A 15952-nucleotide genomic window follows, 5' to 3' on the forward strand; every position below is an offset into this window, starting at 1 on the left:
CGGCCCCGCCGTACCGGCCAGAAGCCCCTCGGCTCACCACACGACGGGCAGCCGCTCCGGCAGCCGCTTGATGAACCCCGGCCGCCAGGCCAGTTGTTCGGCCGGAAGGGCGAGCCGCAGCCCCGGGAGCCGCTCGACGAGCGCGGCGACGGCGATCTCGGCGTGGGTGCGGCCGAGCGCCGAGGCCGGGCAGAAGTGCCGGCCCGCGCCGAAGGCCAGGTGCGGGTTGCTCGGCCGGTCGAAGTCGATCCGCTCCGGGTCCGGGAAGACCGCCGGGTCGTAGTTGGCGCCCTCGACCAGGACCAGCACGAGCTCGCCCTCCTGCACCAGCACCTCACCCACCTGCACGTCCGCGAGCGCGAGCCGCGGCAGGGCGTCGCCGATCGACAGGTTCACCCGCAGCAACTCGTCCACCGCGCGCCCGATCAGCGCCGGCTCCCGCCGGAGCCGGTCGGCGAGTTCGGGCCGTTCGCACAGGTAGACGACGGCGTTCAGCAGGAACGCCGAGGTCGAGACCGCGCCCGCGCCGAACAGCGACAGCGCGACGGTGGCGAGCAGTTCGTCGCCGACCCGGTCGGACACGTCCGGGGAGCGCCGCAGCGCGGCGAACCGGCCGAGCAGGCCGTCCACCGGTTCCGGGTCCGCGGTGAGCCGCCCGAGCACGTGGCCGAGGTCCTTGTACCAGTTGGGGGCCGCACCGGCGAAGGGCACCGGGCTGGTGAGGAAGGCGATGTCGATGCCGGCCATCAGCCGCCGCCCGTCCTCGGCCGGGAGGCCGAGCAGCCGGCAGTGCAGTGCGGCGGAGTAGGGCTCGGCGAACCCGCCCCGGAGTTCGCCGGGGGCGCCCTGGGCGGTGAGTTCGTCGATCAGCCGGTGGGCCTCGGCCCGGAGCCAGCCGTCGAGGGCGCGGTCGGCCCGCGGGGAGAGGGTCTTCATGACGGCGTCGCGCAGTCCGGCGCTGTTGATGTTGCCCATGTTGTTGACCACCTCGGGCGGGATGGTCAGCGCGTACTGGCGGGGGACGCCGGGGTTGGCGGTGTCCTTGAGGCTGAACCGCTCGTCCTCCAGGACCTGCTTGGCCAGCGCGTAGCTGCTGACCAGCCAGGCCGGATCGCCGGTCAGGGTACGGACCCTGGCGATCGGGGTCTCCTCCCTCAGCCGGTTCGCCTCGGCGGGCAGGACGTCACCCCGGCGGGAGAGCGGGAAGGCGATGTCGGTGGTCGGCGGGTTGGTCACGGTCACGGGTGTTGCTCCTCGGGGAAGTTCGCGGTCCGGACGGTCGACTACGCGGCGCGCCCGGCCATGGGCGCGGACACGGCGGCTTCGACGGCTTCGACGGCTTCGACGGCCTTGCCGGCCCCCACCGCGCCAACCGCGCCAACCGCGCCAACCGCCCCAACCGCCCCAACCGCCTCGACGGCAGCCGACGTCGCAGCCGGACGGATCACCGCGTAGCCCTGGCCCGCCCCGGCGCGCAAGCCGACGTCGCGGCCGAACAGGACGGGGGTGAGCGGGAGTTCCAGGTGGTAGCAGCTGACCGAGGAGGGCACGCCGAGCAGCGCCGGGGTGTCCAGGAAGAAGGGGAGCTCGGCGACGATGTACCGGAGCCCGGCGGCGAGTTGGGGTTCGCTGGGGGCGAGGCCCTCGTCCAGCCGGGCGGTCAGGAAGCCGCGGGCCATGCCCTCGGCGGCCGCCCGGAACTCCGGGTCGGTCCGCAGGGCGTCGACGGCCCGCTGGTGCAGCCGTTGGTACGTGCGGTCGCCGGTGAAGGAGGAGAGTGCGTGCACCCGGACGTCCCGGACGTCCCGGACATCCCGCGCGTCACCCCGTCGGCCGGCCTCCTCGACGCCCCGCTCGATCCGTCGGCCGGCCTCCTCGACGCCCCGCTCGATCCGGCGGGCGGTGGCCTTGACCTCCTTGCGGGCCCGGCGTTCGGCCTGGTCGGGGGCGTAGCCGAAGGTCTCGAACTGGGTGCCGACCAACAGGTCGGCGTAGACGATGTCGATCCGCTCGAAGAACTGCCGCCCCCACCCGACGAGTTCGGTGATCCGCCGGGCGCTGAAATAGCTGTTGCCGGAGCTGACGCCGATGAGCAGGTGCTCCCCGCGCCGCCAGATCTCCTGGCAGCGACGGGAATACGGAAGTGCCTCGTACCCGCCTGACGGAATCACCGTCGGGCGCTCGTCCCGGAGGGCGTCGCGCATGCCTTGCCTCCACATCGCAGCGGTGGTCACGGAAAAGGTGTTCGGGGAGACGTGGGGGATTCGCAGAAGTGCACGGCGGGCGCGCGGAGTTCACCCGGAGGTGCCGGGCCGCTCGCCGCGGTGGAGGTGGCACGCCTGGTCAGGCGGCCCGTCCTCGGACGCCGTGTGCACATGGTGGGGCTGCGACCACATGAAGTTATCGCTGCGGTTCGGGACTTCCGCAAGCCCCGACCGGGGGTTGGCGGAATGTGATCATCGGGCGGCCGAATCCACCTGTACTACCCGCCCCGGAGTGTGTTCACGAAGATTTCCCGGCGCCCGCCGAATATCGCCCGGGCGGCCTCCCGCGCCATTGTGAAATCCCCCAACATCCTCCCGCCGAAAGGGAATTGTTCTGGAAGTTCCGCGCTGCGGGAATCCACCCCAGGAATCGGTCCAGGAAGCCGGGAAAGCCCGGGAAGCCGGGGAGACCCGGGAAACCGGCCCGGAAACGGCGAAGGCCGGTGCGGAGGGGATCCGCACCGGCCTTCGCCGACTATCGCTGAGCGGTCACTCGTTCGGCACCGTCGCGTACTTCGCGGTGCCCTCGGCCATCTGCTTGAGGGCGTCCTTGCGGTCCCGCTTCGACAGCTTGTCGATGTAGAGGGTGCCGTACAGGTGGTCGGTCTCGTGCAGCAGGCAGCGGGCGAAGAAGCCGGTGCCCTCGACCCGGATCGGGTTGCCGTCCTTGTCGACGCCGGTCACGGCCGCGTAGTCCGGGCGCGGCAGCTCGGCGTAGGCGGTCGGGACGGACAGGCAGCCCTCGTTGCTGTCGTCGAGCACCCGGCGCCGGTCGGCCGGGTACTCCTCAAGCTTCGGGTTGATCACGTGGCCGATGTGGCGCACGCCGTCGTCGTCAGGGCAGTCGTAGACGAAGACCTTGAGGTCGACGCCGATCTGGTTGGCGGCCAGGCCGACGCCCTCGGCGGCGTACATCGACTGGAACATGTCGTCGATCAGCGCGGACAGTTCGGCGTCGAACGCGGTGACGTCCTTGACCTCGCGGTGCAGCACGGGATTGCCGACCACGGTGATCGGGCGCGCGGTGCCCTTGGTGAGGTCGGGCTCCTCACCGATCACCTTCGCGGGGGCCTCGGGCGCCGCCCCCTCCACGTCGTGCTCGTGCTGGTGGTCGTGCTGCTCCGCCATTGTCTTCCGCTCCCATAGGTCTACGCGTACCTCACCAGGGTACTCAGCGGGTTCAGCAGACCTCTTCGAGATCCCGGTAGGCCCTGGTCGAGGGGGCGGCCGCGACCCAGCGGTCGAGCAGGGAGCGGACCAGGTGGGCCGGGGCGGCGAGCCCGCACTCGCGCTCGACCAGCCAGGACATCCCGGCCGCGCCGCCCTGGCTGAGGTGGCTGAGGTGCCCGGGGTGGGCGGCGTCGCCGTCGTCGTGGGGGTCGTGGTGGGCGACGATCCCGTCGTCGGCGGCCATCCGGCTCTCCGAGCAGGCGCGGCACAGCAGCCGCACCGAGGAGGTCCAGTCCTCGGCGGCGTAGCCGGCGTCGGCGACCAGCCGTTCCAGCGCGTCCCGGTCACCGGCGGTGGCGGCCTGCAGCAGCACCACGTAGGTCGGCACCGGGGAGGGCGCCCACAGCTCGATCTCGTCGAAGACGGGGTAGGCGACGCCGTCGGTGACCCGTTCGCCGTGCGGGGCGCCGTCGTGCAGCACGACCTCGCCCCAGCGGCGGCCGGAGGAGGGCAGCGGAATGGACAGCACCTCGATCCGGGCGGGGTCGAGGCGCCGGCCCCACACCACCTCGGACTCGCCGTCGGGGGACAGCCGCACCGGGGTGGTGCCCAGCTCCAGGCTGACCGGGCCGTCCCCGCCGGGGCCGCCCGGCAGCTTGAGCCCGTAGGCCTGCCAGGCGCGGCGGGCGAGCGGCCAGTCCTGGAGGGCGGTGGCGGTGATGCCGAGGTTCCACCAGTCGGGGGCGCCCTGCTCGCGGTCGAGCAGGGCGACGGCGCGCAGGCCGGCCGAGCGGGCCTGCTCCCAGTCGCGGCGGAACTTGTGCAGCAGGGCGAGGTTGAACCAGGAGTCGGACAGCCAGGGCTCCAGGTCGGCGGCCATCACCAGCAGGGCGCCGGCGTCCTCGTAGCGGCCGTCGCCGATCAGCGTGAAGGCCCGGTCGGTCGTCTGCCGCCAGGTGGCGGACGGCCGGTGCCGTGCCCGGTGGAAGATCCTCACGTTCGTCCCTGCCGTCGTCGTCCGCTCAAGTCCCTTGCCGCCGGGCCCGTCCCGTCCTCGACGGGGCCCGGGTCCCGGTGCTCCGGGTCGGTGTTCCACGCTACGACCGCATCCAACCACGCCCGCCCCCACCCGCGCTCCCCACCGCCGAGGTTGGGGACCGCCCCTCCCCAGCCTGCCCGCCGGAGCGCACCTCCTCAACCCCGGACGGGCGCCCGCCCGGGCGGGCGCCACCGCATCCCGGCGAGGACCGCACGCCCGGCCACCGGCCCTGGCCCCAGGTGGTCGGGCCCAGGCAGTCGGCCCCACGCGGTCGGCCCCCGGCGGTCGGCCGTCAGCCCCGCCCCTGCCCGCCCACCCGGGCGAGCGCGTCCACCACCCGGGCGTCGTAGACCCGCCCGCGCCCCAGCCGCAGCACCTCCAGCGCCTCCAGCCGCCCCACCGCCTCGCCCAGGCCCTTCCCCCGGGCGGCGGTGAGCAGGTCGTCGTGGGCGTTGGCGACCCGGATGATCCGGGCGGCGAGCGGCACCGGGCCCTCACCGCCCACCGGCCCGGGGCAGGGGTCGGCCAGTCGGGCGACCTGCTCGGCGACCTGCCGGGGCACCCCGGTGCGGCTGATCACCTCGCTGCCGAGCCGGGCGATGCGCTGCTGCTCGACGGCGGGCAGCAGCGCGGTGGCGCCGTCCGGCACCGGTTCGACCAGGGAGAGCTGGCCGACGTCGTGCATCAGCGCCGCGTACTCCAGCAGGGCGAGCTCACGGGTGCCCAGCCCCAGCTCGCGGCCGAGCGCGCACGCCGTGTCCGCGACCCGGCGCGCGTGCCCGTGCGGGGTGTACCCGGCGACCTCGGTGGCCCGGGCCAGGCTGGCGATGGTCTGCCCGGTGGTGGCCCGCACCGCGGCGGCCCGCCGGAAGGAGACCTGGGCGAGCAGCAGCGGGGTGCAGAACAGCGGCAGCGCCCACAGCCCGACCTCGCCGGCCGCGAGGCTGACCAGCATCCCGGTGGCGACGATCGCCGAGCCGATCCCGAACAGCGAGCGCAGCTCGTCCTCCAGCGCGGCCGGGAACCGCGGCCCGCCGGTCCCGGGACCGCCGGCCCCGGGACCGGCCACGGGACCGTCCTCGGGCTCCCGGCCGCGGGCCGCCGCCGGGGCGCCCGCCGCGCCGCGCCGTCGTCGGCCGCCGACGGCGCCTTCCCCGGCGCCGGGGAAGGGGCGCCACCATGGCGGACCCCACCTGCGCCCCGCCCGCCCTCCGGGCGAACGGCGGGAGGGCGAACGGCGGGAGGGCGAACGGCGGGAGGGCGAACGGCGGGCGGGCGAGGACGGGCCCGAGGAGCGCAGCAGCGCCGCCAGGGTGGCGTCGCAGAGCGCGGCCAGCGCGGCGACGGCGGTCAGGAACGCCCCGTAGGCGGGGCCCTCGGGCGAGAAGCGGTCCACCAGGCCGCCGTTGTAGAGCGGCTGGAACACGGCGGCGGCGAAGCCGACCGCGAGCAGTCGGCGAGCGGCACTGTCCCGCCGGGCCGGGTCGGCCCAGGGCGGCCGCCGGTGCGGGCGCTCTGGCCGGTGCGGCAGGGCGAGCCCGGGCAGCCAGCCCAGCAGCAGGCCGACCCCGGTCACCGCGACCACCTGGAGCGTGCCGTGCGCGGTCGGCACCCCGCGCAGCGGCCCGAGCAGGGCGTACGCCAGCGCGCCGGCCGCGCCGATGGGCGCCTGCTCGCGGTCACCCGGAAGGGTGATCCGGACGCATTCGCCGAGCGCGATCAGCGCGGTGAACGCCAGCGCGACCCTCGGCTCGGCGATCCCCCGCACCACGGCCGCGCCGAGCGCCAGCACCAGCAGCACGGCGGCGGCCGCGTGCACCCCGCGCGCGGTACGCCCGCGCCCCGCCCCGGCCCCGCTCCGATGCGCCGAACCCGCCCCGGCCCCCGACCCGGTCCCGGTCCCGTGCGCCGACCCTCTCCCGGCCCCCGGGCCGGCCGCGCGCCCGGTCACGGCTGCCCGGCCACGGGGCGGGTCCCGCCCTGGGCGGGCACCCGTCCGGGTGCGGCCCGCACCGGCTCGGGCACCCCGAGCGGAATGTCCGGGACGGCCCGTACGCAGTCCTCGGAGTGCACCACCGGCTGCCAGTCGTGCACGGCCAGCGCCTCGATCAGTGCCCGCACCATCACCGGGTCGAACTGGCTGCCGGAGCAGCGCTCCAGCTCGGCCACCGCCTCGGCGACGGGGCGGCCGCGCCGGTAGGAGCGGGTGGAGGTCATCGAGTCGAAGGCGTCGGCGACGGAGATGATCCGGGCGAACTCCGGGATCTGCTCCCCGGCCAGTCCGCTCGGGTAGCCGCGCCCGTCCATCCGCTCGTGGTGGTGCAGGATCCCTGCGTGCGCCTCGCCGAGGAAGTCGATCCCGCGCACCAGCTCGTACCCGTACACCGGGTGGATCTCCACGGCGCGGCGCTCGTCCTCGTCGAGGGGACCGTTTCTGCGCAGCAGCTCGGTGGCCACGCCGAGCTTGCCGACGTCGTGCAGGATCCCGGCGAAGCGCAGGGTGCGCAGCCGCTCGGGCTCCATGCCGAGCTGATCGGCGATCAGCACCGAGGCGCGGCCGACCCGTTCGCTGTGCCCCCGGGTGTAGGCGTCCTTGATCTCCACCGCCTGCACCAGCGACTGCACGGTGGCCTGGTGGGCGTCCCGCTCGCGCTGGCCCTGGGCGAAGACCCAGGCCGAGATGGACAGCGGCAGCAGGGCCAGCAGGGCGGCGAACGCCCCGTACGGGCCCTGCCAGAGCACCGCGACCATCAGCCCGCCGGCCGCGTGCACCAGCACCGGCAGCCCGCACACCGCGCAGGCACCGCGGAGCACCTCGGTGGCCGGCCGGCCCTCGCTGAGCACCACCATGACGCCCACCACCAGCCCGTTGACCAGGCAGAACGCGCCGACGGCGGCGAAACCGGGCAGCAGCGCGGCGGGGAAGCGGGAGCCGAGCAGCAGCTGCGGGCCGTGCAGCAGGTGGAAGGCGACCGAGGAGGCGAAGGCGCACAGCGCGAGCTGGGAGCCGTTGAACAGCTGGCGGCCGCGGCAGCCGGGGCCGGTGGGGCCGCCGAGCAGGGCGGCGGGGGCCGCGACCAGGGCGGCGGCGGCCGGCGGGAGCATCAGCACCCCGGCGAACAGCACCGGGAAGAAGGCGTTCACCCCGGGGCGGGCGGGCACCCGTCCGGCGGGCGCGGGGCGGCGCAGCAGCCGGCGCAGCAGGAGCGAGCAGGGGGTGGGTAGGCCCTGGGCGAGCGACTCCCAGCAGCCGTGCAGGAAGCCGAGCAGCCCGATCTTGGGCCAGTCCGCCGGGTGGCCGAGCCAGCGCGGCACTCCGGGCGTGACGGCCTCGGGCAGCAGCGGCAGCAGGCAGCACAGGGCCGCCACCGGGACGGCCACCAGGTAGCGCGCAGCCCCCTGTGGCAGGGTCGCGCCTCCACTGTCGGTAGCGATCTCGGCCTCCCCGCGTCCGGGCCCTGTTGCCTCAGCGCGCCGGGCTGACCGGCGGTGAGCGTCCGTCAGGAGGATAGGCCGCCGTCCGGGCGTGGGGACGCATGATCGCGCAATGGCGCAGTTGGCGCACCGCCAACTCACTCGAACGAGTGAGGGCGCATGCGCGCAGAACGGGAGCGGCCCCGGGAGCGCATGCTCCCGGGGCCGATGAACTCCCTGTCCGAACCGCCTGTCCGAACGCCCGGTCCGAATCGCTGCGCCCCGCCCTCGCCGGCGGGCCGTACGGACCACTGGGCCGGACCACTGGGCCGGACTACTCGGCGGGCGCTCCGGCCTCGACCGGCGCACCGGGGCGCACGCTCGCCTCGTCCGCTTCCTCGCCCGCGCCCTCGTGCGCCTGCGCCGGTCTGGGCGCCGGACGGGCGTCCTCGACGTGCACCTCGACGCCCGTGTCCACCGCGACCACCACCGGCTCGCCCGAGCGCTGCCCGGCCCGGATCGAGTCGATCCTGGCCAGCACCTTGCTGCGCAGGTCGCTCGGGGTGTCGTCGCAGCCGCAGGAGCGCTTGATCAGTGCCTTGATCGCCTGCTCCAGCCCGTACTGCTTCAAGCAGGGCGAGCACTCCTCGAAGTGCACGCGCAGCTTGGCGCAGTCACCCTCGGCCATCTCGTTGTCGAGGAATTCATAGAGGTGGTCGAGGACCTCGCCACACTCGGTTTCGTGCGGATCGCCGCAGCTCATGAGCCCGAGCCCTTCGCTTCCTGCCCTGCCCCGCTGCCGGCCGGGACCAGCCCGCGCTCACGGGCGTAATCCTCCAGCATGCCGCGCAGCTGACGACGGCCGCGGTGCAGCCGGGACATCACCGTACCGATGGGAGTACCCATGATGTCCGCGATCTCCTTGTACGCAAAGCCTTCTACGTCCGCGAGATACACGGCGATCCGGAACTCCTCCGGGATCGCCTGGAGCGCGTCCTTCACGTCGCTGTCGGGCAGGTGGTCGAGCGCCTGGGTCTCGGCCGAGCGCAGACCGGTCGACATGTGCGACTCGGCCCTGGCCAGCTGCCAGTCCTCGATCTCCTCCGCCGCGGTGCGCTGGGGCTCACGCTGCTTCTTGCGGTACGAGTTGATGAACGTGTTGGTGAGGATGCGGTACAGCCAGGCCTTGAGGTTGGTGCCCTCACGGAACTGGTGGAAGGACGCGTACGCCTTGGCGAACGCCTCCTGGAGCAGGTCCTCCGCATCCGCGGGGTTGCGCGTCATGCGCAGCGCCGCAGAGTACATCGGGTCGAGGTAGCCCAGGGCGTCGCGCTCGAAGCGCTCCCGCCGGGCCTCCTCGGACTCCTCCGCCGACACCCGGAAGGTGTCCTCACCGATCGCCTCGGCCAGCTCCTCACCGGTGAGCGCCTCGCCCGCAGGCAGGGCCTCGTCCGGGCCACGGCCCGGATCGGCCTCGTGCTCGGTCCCGACGACCGGACCCACCTCCTCGGCATGACGGGCACGGCCCACCGCGGGCCGCCCAGAAATGGAGGATATCGGGCTGACGGGCTTCTCGCCCGCGTCGAGCCAGTCCGACCAGGAGGGGGCGAACGCCGCGGCGGCCTCGCGCTCCTCCGGCCGTTCGGGGCACGCGATCGAACCCATCTGCCCTGCCTCTCACCGGTGACTCATGCTGACGGACACGACAACCACACCGGCCCCGCCCGCATTCCCGCCCGCACCGGCCATTCACTCGCACGAGTGAGCGAGCGGAAACACCCTGCTCACGGCCCCGCCCAGCCCTGCCGCCACCCCGCCGCCGCCCCCGGCCCCGACCCGCGGCCCCTCGGAGCGGCACCGGCGTCACAGCAGCCCCAGCACCCAGTCCCCCACCGCCGAGCAGATCAGCTCCAGCAGCTCGTCCTGCCCCAGCGACGCCCGCTTCGGCACCTCGAACCCGTGGTTCCCGTACGGCAGCGCCACCAGCTCGTGCCCCGCCGGCAGCTCCGGGAACTCCGCCGGCCCGCCGAACGGGTCCGCCGCACCCTGCACCACCAGCGTCGGCAGCCCCGACCCCAGCAACTCCTCCGCCCGGCTCCGCTCCGGCTTCCCCGGCGGGTGCAGTGGGAACGCCAGCGCCACCACCCCCACCGCGCCGCTCGCCGCCCCCGTACGGCAGGCCACCCGCGCCCCGGCACTGCGCCCGCCGACCACCAGCGGCAGCCCGGCCCCGGCCAGCCGCTCCGCGACCGGCAGCCAGCCCACGTCCAGCGTCCTCGGCGCCGGGCCCAGCTTCTTCCCCGCCACCCGCCACGGCTGCTCCACCAGCGCCACCGTGATCCCCCGGGCCGGCAGCCGCCCGGCCAGCGCCACCAGGTCCCGCGCGCCCGTGCCGCCGCCCGCCCCGTGGCCCAGCGCCAGCACCGCCCTCGGCGCGGCCGCCCGGTGGTAGGTGATCCGGGCGTCCCCGGCCCCGGTGGTGACGAGTTCGGAGGTGGTCATCCCGGCAGCTCCCAAGTCTCAGAACAGTGTGGTCTCGTACTCGACCTCGGTCCACGGCTCCTTGAGCTCCGGACCGTTGTTGCGGATGTTCCCGACCGCCGGCGACACCGGCGTGGCCAGCAGCGCCCCCGGCGGCGGGGGTATCAGCAGCCGGCGCACCTCCTCCGGGTCGTTCAGCCCCGGGTCCAGCCACTCCCCCCAGTCCCGCCGGTCCAGGAACAGCGGCATCCGCTCGTGGATCGGCGCCAGCGACTCCTCGGCATCCGTGGTCACGATGGTGAAGGTCACCAGCCAGGCCTCCGGGTGCCCCGGCGGCACCACCCGGTTGCGCCAGAACTCGTACAGCCCCGCCAGCGCCAGCGGGGCGCCGTCCGCCCGGGACACGAAGAACGGCTTCTTGCGCGCCCTGCCCCGCTCCCCCGGCACCGTCTGCCACTCGTAGTAGCCGTCCACCGGCAGGATGCACCGGCGCGAGGCGAAGGCCTGCCGGTAGGCCGGCTTCTCGTGCACCGTGTCCGACCGGGCGTTGATCATCTTCACCGCCATCTCGGCCGAGTTCGACCACTGCGGCACCAGCCCCCAGCGCAGCGCCCGCAGCTGCCGCACCGGTCGCGCCGCCCCCTTGGCCAACCGCTCCAGCACCACGTAGGCGCTGTTGGTCGGCGCCACGTTCCAGTTCGGGTCCAGGGACTCCTCCGGGTCCCAGAACTCCACGTCGAACAGCTCGACGACGTCCTCCGGCTTGCTGCTGGCTGCGAAGCGACCGCACATGCGGGCCAGCCAACCACACCACGCCCGCTCAGCACTTCCTCATCCACGGAGCAGAACCGCCCGCTCCCCTGCGCCCGTCCCCGCATGGGAGGCTGCCCCGAACGGCCCAACCCGGCCCGCCCCGGCGAAGCCCGCCCCGACCCGACCCAGGCCCGCCCCGGGCCCGACCCGGCGAAGCACCACGCAGCACCCCGAACACAACGCAGCACACCGAACGGAGGCGCAGCCCGCCGATGAACCCGAACAACCAGAATCTCGGCGAACTGTGGGACCGGGTCACCGGCACCCAGGCCGCCCCACCCGGCTGGCTCGTCCTCGCGACCGGCTGCGCCGCCCTGCTCGCCGTCCTCGCCCGCCCGCTCTGGCACGTCACCCGCAACGCCGTCACCATCGCCCACGAGGGCGGCCACGGCCTCGCCGCGCTCGCCACCCGCCGCAAGCTCGCCGGCATCCGGCTGCACTCCGACACCTCCGGCCTCACCCTCTCCTACGGCCGCCCCACCGGCCCCGGCATGATCCTCACCGCCGCCGCCGGCTACACCGCCCCCGCCCTGCTCGGCCTCGGCTGCGCCGCCCTGCTCGCCGCCGACCGGATCACCCTGCTGCTCTGGCTCGCCATCGCCCTGCTGCTCGCCCTGCTCCTGCGGATCCGCAACGCCTTCGGCCTGTTCACCGTGCTCGTCGCCGGCGGCTCCTTCTTCCTGGTGTCCTGGTTCGGCAGCGCCCAGGTCCAGGCCGGCTTCGCCTACCTCGGCTGCTGGTTCCTGCTGTTCGGGGCGGTCCGCCCGGTCCTGGAGCTCCAGCACCAGCGCCGCACCGGCTGGGCCCGCGACTCCGACGCCGACCAGCTCGCCCGGCTCACCCACGTCCCGGCCCTGGCCTGGGTCACCGTCTTCCTGCTCACCGCCCTGGCCTGCCTCGCCCTCGGCGCCACCTGGCTGCTGCAACCCCTCCACTAGATCACCCCGATCACCCCCGTCCCGCCATCCGGCCGCAGCAGGGGCCGTTCCGGTACGGCCCCTAGACTGGCCCCCATGACCGAGACCCTGTGGCCCGCCCCCGTCGCCACCGCCCCCGTCGACGCCACCGTCACCATCCCCGGCTCCAAGTCGGTCACCAACCGGGCCCTGGTACTGGCGGCCCTCGCCGACGGACCGGGCTGGGTGCGCCGCCCGCTGCGCAGCCGCGACTCCCAGCTGATGGCCGACGGCCTGCGCGCCCTCGGGGTCACCATCGAGGAGAAGGTCAACAACGACTCCGGCGGCACCGGCGGAGGCGAGGCCTGGCGGGTCATCCCCGCCCCCGCGCTGCGCGGCCCCGCCAACGTCGACGTCGGCAACGCCGGCACGGTCATGCGCTTCCTGCCCCCGCTCGCCGCCCTCGCCGACGGCCCGGTCCACTTCGACGGCGACCCGCGCAGCCACGAGCGCCCCCAGCACGGCGTGATCAACGCCCTGCGCGCGCTCGGCGCCCGGATCGAGGACGGCGGCCGCGGCAGCTTCCCGCTCACCGTGCACGGCACCGGCGGCCTCGACGGCGGCCCGGTCGAGCTGGACGCCTCCTCCTCGTCCCAGTTCGTCTCCGCCCTGCTGCTCTCCGGCGCCCGCTACCACCACGGCGTCGAGGTCCGGCACGTCGGCGGCCCGGTCCCGTCGCTGCCGCACATCCGGATGACCGTCGAGATGCTGCGCCTGGCCGGCGCCCAGGTCGACGCCCCCGAGGACGGCGGCGAGAAGGACGTCTGGCGGGTCACCCCCGGCGCCCTGATCGGCCGCGACCTGGTCGTCGAGCCCGACCTGTCCAACGCCGCCCCGTTCTTCGCCGCCGCCCTGGTCACCGGCGGCCGGGTCACCGTGCGCGACTGGCCCCGCCACACCACCCAGCCCGGCGACCAGCTGCGCGATCTCTACTCCCGGATGGGCGGCGCCTGCGAGTACACCGACGAGGGCCTCCAGTTCACCGGCACCGGCCGGATCCACGGCATCGAGGCCGACCTGCACGACGTCGGCGAGCTCACCCCGGTGATCGCCGCCGTCGCCGCCCTCGCCGACTCCGAGTCCCACCTGTACGGCATCGCCCACCTGCGCCTGCACGAGACCGACCGGCTCGCCGCCCTCGCCAAGGAGATCAACGACCTCGGCGGCGACGTCAGCGAGACCGAGGACGGCCTGCGGATCCGCCCCCGCCCGCTGCACGGCGGCATCTTCCACACCTACGAGGACCACCGCCTGGCCACCGCCGCCGCGGTGCTCGGCCTGGCCGTGCCCGGCGTCGAGGTGGAGAACGTGGGCACCACCGCCAAGACCCTGCCCGACTTCCCCAAGATGTGGGCGGAGCTGCTCGGCGGAGCGGCCGCGGACGCCTGAGCGGAGACTTGAACCATGCGCCGCTACGGCAAGGACGCCGACGAGGACGACATCCGCAACCGCCCCGCCCGCCGGGGCTCCCGGCCGCGGACCCGGATCCGGCCCAAGCACGAGGACGCCGACGAGGCGATGGTGCTGACCGTCGACCGCGGCCGGATCACCTGCCTGGTCGACCCGGGGACCAAGCAGGAGCGTGAGGTCGTCGCCATGAAGGCCCGCGAGCTGGGCCGCAAGGGCGTCGTCGTCGGCGACGTGGTCAACCTGGTCGGCGACCTCTCCGGGGACACCGACACCCTCGCCCGGATCGTCCGGGTCGAGGAGCGCAGCTCCGTGCTGCGGCGCACCGCGGACGACGACGACCCGTACGAGCGGATCGTCGTCGCCAACGCCGACCAGCTGGCCATCGTCACCGCGCTGGCCGACCCGGAGCCCCGCCCGCGGCTGATCGACCGCTGCCTGGTCGCCGCCTACGACGCGGGCATGGAACCGCTGCTGGTGCTCACCAAGTCCGACCTCGCCCCGGCCGGACCGCTGCTGGAGTCGTACGCCCCGCTCGGCATCGACTACGTCGTCACCCGCCGGGACGAGCTGGAGACCGCCGGTGCCGAGGCCGTGCGGGAGCACCTGCGCGGGCTCTCCACGGTGTTCATCGGCCACTCCGGCGTCGGCAAGACCACCCTGGTCAACGCCCTCGTCCCGGACCGGCGGCGGCAGACCGGCCACGTCAACGCCGTCACCGGCCGCGGCCGGCACACCACCGTCTCCGCCCTGGCGCTGCGGCTGCCCCCGCCGCCCGGCGCCAAGCCCGGCTCGAAGAAGGCGCTCGACCCGGGCTGGGTGATCGACACGCCAGGCTTCCGCTCCTTCGGCCTCTCCCACATCGACCCGTCCCGGGTCATCCTCGCCTTCCCCGACCTGGAGCCGGGCACGGTCGACTGCCCGCGCGCCTGCAGCCACGACGAGCCGGACTGCGCCCTGGACGCCTGGGTCGCCGACGGACACGCCGAGGCCGCCCGGCTCTACTCGCTGCGCCGTCTGCTGGCCAGCAAGGAGGCCCGCGAGGGCGACTGAGCCCCGCGGGGCTCCGCCCTTCCCCGAGGCTCGTGGCCCGTTCGAGGTGTCGGACCGCCCCTCCCTGGCGATCATAGGAAAGTCGGGCCGGACACGGCCCGTCCGTCGATCGACAGGGAGGGGCGCACGATGGCATGGGCCCTGGTGATCCTGGCCGGCCTGCTGGAGACCGGCTTCGCGATCAACCTCAAGCTCAGCGAGGGCTTCACCAAGCTCTGGCCCACCATCAGCTTCTGCGTGTTCGCCCTCAGCAGCTTCGGCCTGCTCACCCTCTCGCTCAAGAGCCTGCCGGTCGGCCCCGCCTACGCGGTGTGGACCGGCATCGGCGCCGCCGGCACCGCCATCTACGGCATGGCCTTCCTGGACGAGACCACCTCGGTGCTCAAGCTGGTGTCCATCTCCCTGGTGATCGCCGGCGTGATCGGCCTCCAGCTCAGCGGTTCCGCCCACTGAGCGCCCACCCCTCCCGGCCGGCCCGCTGAGCTAGGGTTTCGGGCATGGCCGACTACCACGACGATCTCCGACTCGCCCACGTCCTCGCCGACTCGGCCGACTCGGTCACCCTGGAGCGCTTCCGTGCCCTCGACCTGAAGGTCGAGACCAAGCCCGACCTGACCCCGGTCAGTGACGCCGACAAGGCCGCCGAGGAGCTCGTACGCAGCGTGCTCCAGCGCGCCCGCCCGCGCGACGCCGTGCTGGGCGAGGAGTTCGGCCTCCAGGGCTCCGGCCCGCGCCGCTGGGTGATCGACCCGATCGACGGCACCAAGAACTACATCCGCGGCGTCCCGGTCTGGGCCACCCTGATCGCCCTGCTGGAGGACGGCCCGGACGGCGTGGAGCGCCCGGTGGTCGGCATCGTCTCCGCCCCGGCGCTGCAGCGCCGCTGGTGGGCGGCCAAGGGCCTGGGCGCCTACGCGGGCCGCAGCCTGGCCAAGGCCTCCCGGATCCACGTCTCCGGGGTGTCCCGGATCGAGGACGCGTCCTTCTCGTACTCCTCCCTCACCGGCTGGGAGGACCGCGGCCGGCTCGACCCGTTCCTGGACCTCACCCGGGCCTGCTGGCGCACCCGCGCCTACGGCGACTTCTGGTCCTACATGATGGTCGCCGAGGGTGCCGTGGACATCGCCGCCGAGCCCGAGCTGTCGCTCTGGGACATGGCCGCGCCCTGCATCGTCGTCGAGGAGGCCGGCGGCAGCTTCACCGGCCTGGACGGCATCCCCGGCCCGGGCGGCGCCGACGCGGTGGCCACCAACGGCCTGCTGCACGACGAGACCCTGCGGCGGCTCTCCGTCTGAGCCGACCCGGGCGGGCCGACCCGGGCGAGCCGACCCGTCGAGCCGGCCCCGGGCGAGAAG

The 15952-nt window shown here is 74.5% G+C and carries 15 protein-coding genes; 5 read left to right on the forward strand and 10 right to left on the reverse strand.

Going from position 1 to position 15952, the window contains the following annotated elements; all coding sequences use genetic code 11:
* Positions 1 to 33 precede the first annotated feature (33 nt).
* From ACIQWA_RS12390 to ACIQWA_RS12435, 10 genes are all read right to left on the reverse strand, one after another.
* Positions 34 to 1242, reverse strand: a complete 1209-nt coding sequence (locus ACIQWA_RS12390; RefSeq protein WP_402481371.1) for a cytochrome P450 — start codon at positions 1240 to 1242, stop codon at positions 34 to 36.
* A 41-nt stretch (positions 1243 to 1283) separates the two neighbouring features.
* Complete coding sequence (locus tag ACIQWA_RS12395) at positions 1284 to 2204, reverse strand: tRNA-dependent cyclodipeptide synthase (RefSeq protein ID WP_402481374.1); 921 nt, start codon at positions 2202 to 2204, stop codon at positions 1284 to 1286.
* 549 nt (positions 2205 to 2753) lie between these two features.
* Positions 2754 to 3392, reverse strand: coding sequence for a peptide deformylase (gene def / locus ACIQWA_RS12400; RefSeq protein WP_360233353.1), 639 nt, complete (start codon positions 3390 to 3392; stop codon positions 2754 to 2756).
* Positions 3393 to 3444: 52 nt separating this feature from the next.
* Positions 3445 to 4431, reverse strand: coding sequence for a hypothetical protein (locus ACIQWA_RS12405; protein ID WP_360233351.1), 987 nt, complete (start codon positions 4429 to 4431; stop codon positions 3445 to 3447).
* Positions 4432 to 4765: 334 nt separating this feature from the next.
* Complete coding sequence (locus ACIQWA_RS12410) at positions 4766 to 6292, reverse strand: HD-GYP domain-containing protein (protein WP_402481378.1); 1527 nt, start codon at positions 6290 to 6292, stop codon at positions 4766 to 4768.
* 128 nt (positions 6293 to 6420) lie between these two features.
* The gene (locus ACIQWA_RS12415; protein ID WP_402481381.1) at positions 6421 to 7854 is read right to left on the reverse strand and encodes an HD-GYP domain-containing protein; all 1434 of its coding nucleotides are present in this window, start codon (positions 7852 to 7854) and stop codon (positions 6421 to 6423) included.
* Positions 7855 to 8221: 367 nt separating this feature from the next.
* Positions 8222 to 8650 carry a mycothiol system anti-sigma-R factor gene (rsrA, locus tag ACIQWA_RS12420; protein ID WP_402481383.1) on the reverse strand — a complete coding sequence of 143 codons (429 nt, stop codon included), beginning with the start codon at positions 8648 to 8650 and terminating at the stop codon, positions 8222 to 8224.
* Positions 8647 to 9552, reverse strand: a complete 906-nt coding sequence (locus tag ACIQWA_RS12425; protein ID WP_375894128.1) for a sigma-70 family RNA polymerase sigma factor — start codon at positions 9550 to 9552, stop codon at positions 8647 to 8649. Before ACIQWA_RS12425 ends, rsrA begins: the two co-directional genes overlap by 4 nt.
* 198 nt (positions 9553 to 9750) lie before the next feature.
* Entirely contained in the window at positions 9751 to 10389 is a 639-nt protein-coding gene (locus ACIQWA_RS12430; protein ID WP_360233339.1) for an alpha/beta family hydrolase, read from the reverse strand.
* 18 nt (positions 10390 to 10407) lie between these two features.
* Positions 10408 to 11160 carry an SOS response-associated peptidase gene (locus tag ACIQWA_RS12435; protein ID WP_402481387.1) on the reverse strand — a complete coding sequence of 251 codons (753 nt, stop codon included), beginning with the start codon at positions 11158 to 11160 and terminating at the stop codon, positions 10408 to 10410.
* Positions 11161 to 11393: 233 nt separating this feature from the next.
* Here ACIQWA_RS12435 and ACIQWA_RS12440 point away from each other — a divergent pair, with 233 nt between their 5' ends.
* From ACIQWA_RS12440 to hisN, 5 genes are all read left to right on the forward strand, one after another.
* Positions 11394 to 12119: a M50 family metallopeptidase gene (locus ACIQWA_RS12440; RefSeq protein WP_360233333.1), complete on the forward strand. Its 726-nt coding sequence runs from the start codon at positions 11394 to 11396 to the stop codon at positions 12117 to 12119.
* A gap of 75 nt (positions 12120 to 12194) precedes the next feature.
* On the forward strand, positions 12195 to 13526 hold the full coding sequence (gene aroA / locus ACIQWA_RS12445) for a 3-phosphoshikimate 1-carboxyvinyltransferase (RefSeq protein WP_402481391.1): 1332 nt from the start codon (positions 12195 to 12197) through the stop codon (positions 13524 to 13526).
* 15 nt (positions 13527 to 13541) lie between these two features.
* Positions 13542 to 14597, forward strand: coding sequence for a ribosome small subunit-dependent GTPase A (gene rsgA, locus ACIQWA_RS12450; RefSeq protein ID WP_360233327.1), 1056 nt, complete (start codon positions 13542 to 13544; stop codon positions 14595 to 14597).
* 129 nt (positions 14598 to 14726) lie between these two features.
* Positions 14727 to 15050, forward strand: coding sequence for a multidrug efflux SMR transporter (locus ACIQWA_RS12455; protein WP_188303055.1), 324 nt, complete (start codon positions 14727 to 14729; stop codon positions 15048 to 15050).
* Positions 15051 to 15094: 44 nt separating this feature from the next.
* Entirely contained in the window at positions 15095 to 15892 is a 798-nt protein-coding gene (hisN, locus tag ACIQWA_RS12460) for a histidinol-phosphatase (protein WP_360233324.1), read from the forward strand.
* The last annotated feature ends 60 nt before the right edge of the window (positions 15893 to 15952 follow it).

Origin of the sequence: Kitasatospora sp. NPDC098652, from assembly GCF_044760155.1 — a bacterium.
Taxonomy (GTDB): domain Bacteria; phylum Actinomycetota; class Actinomycetes; order Streptomycetales; family Streptomycetaceae; genus Kitasatospora.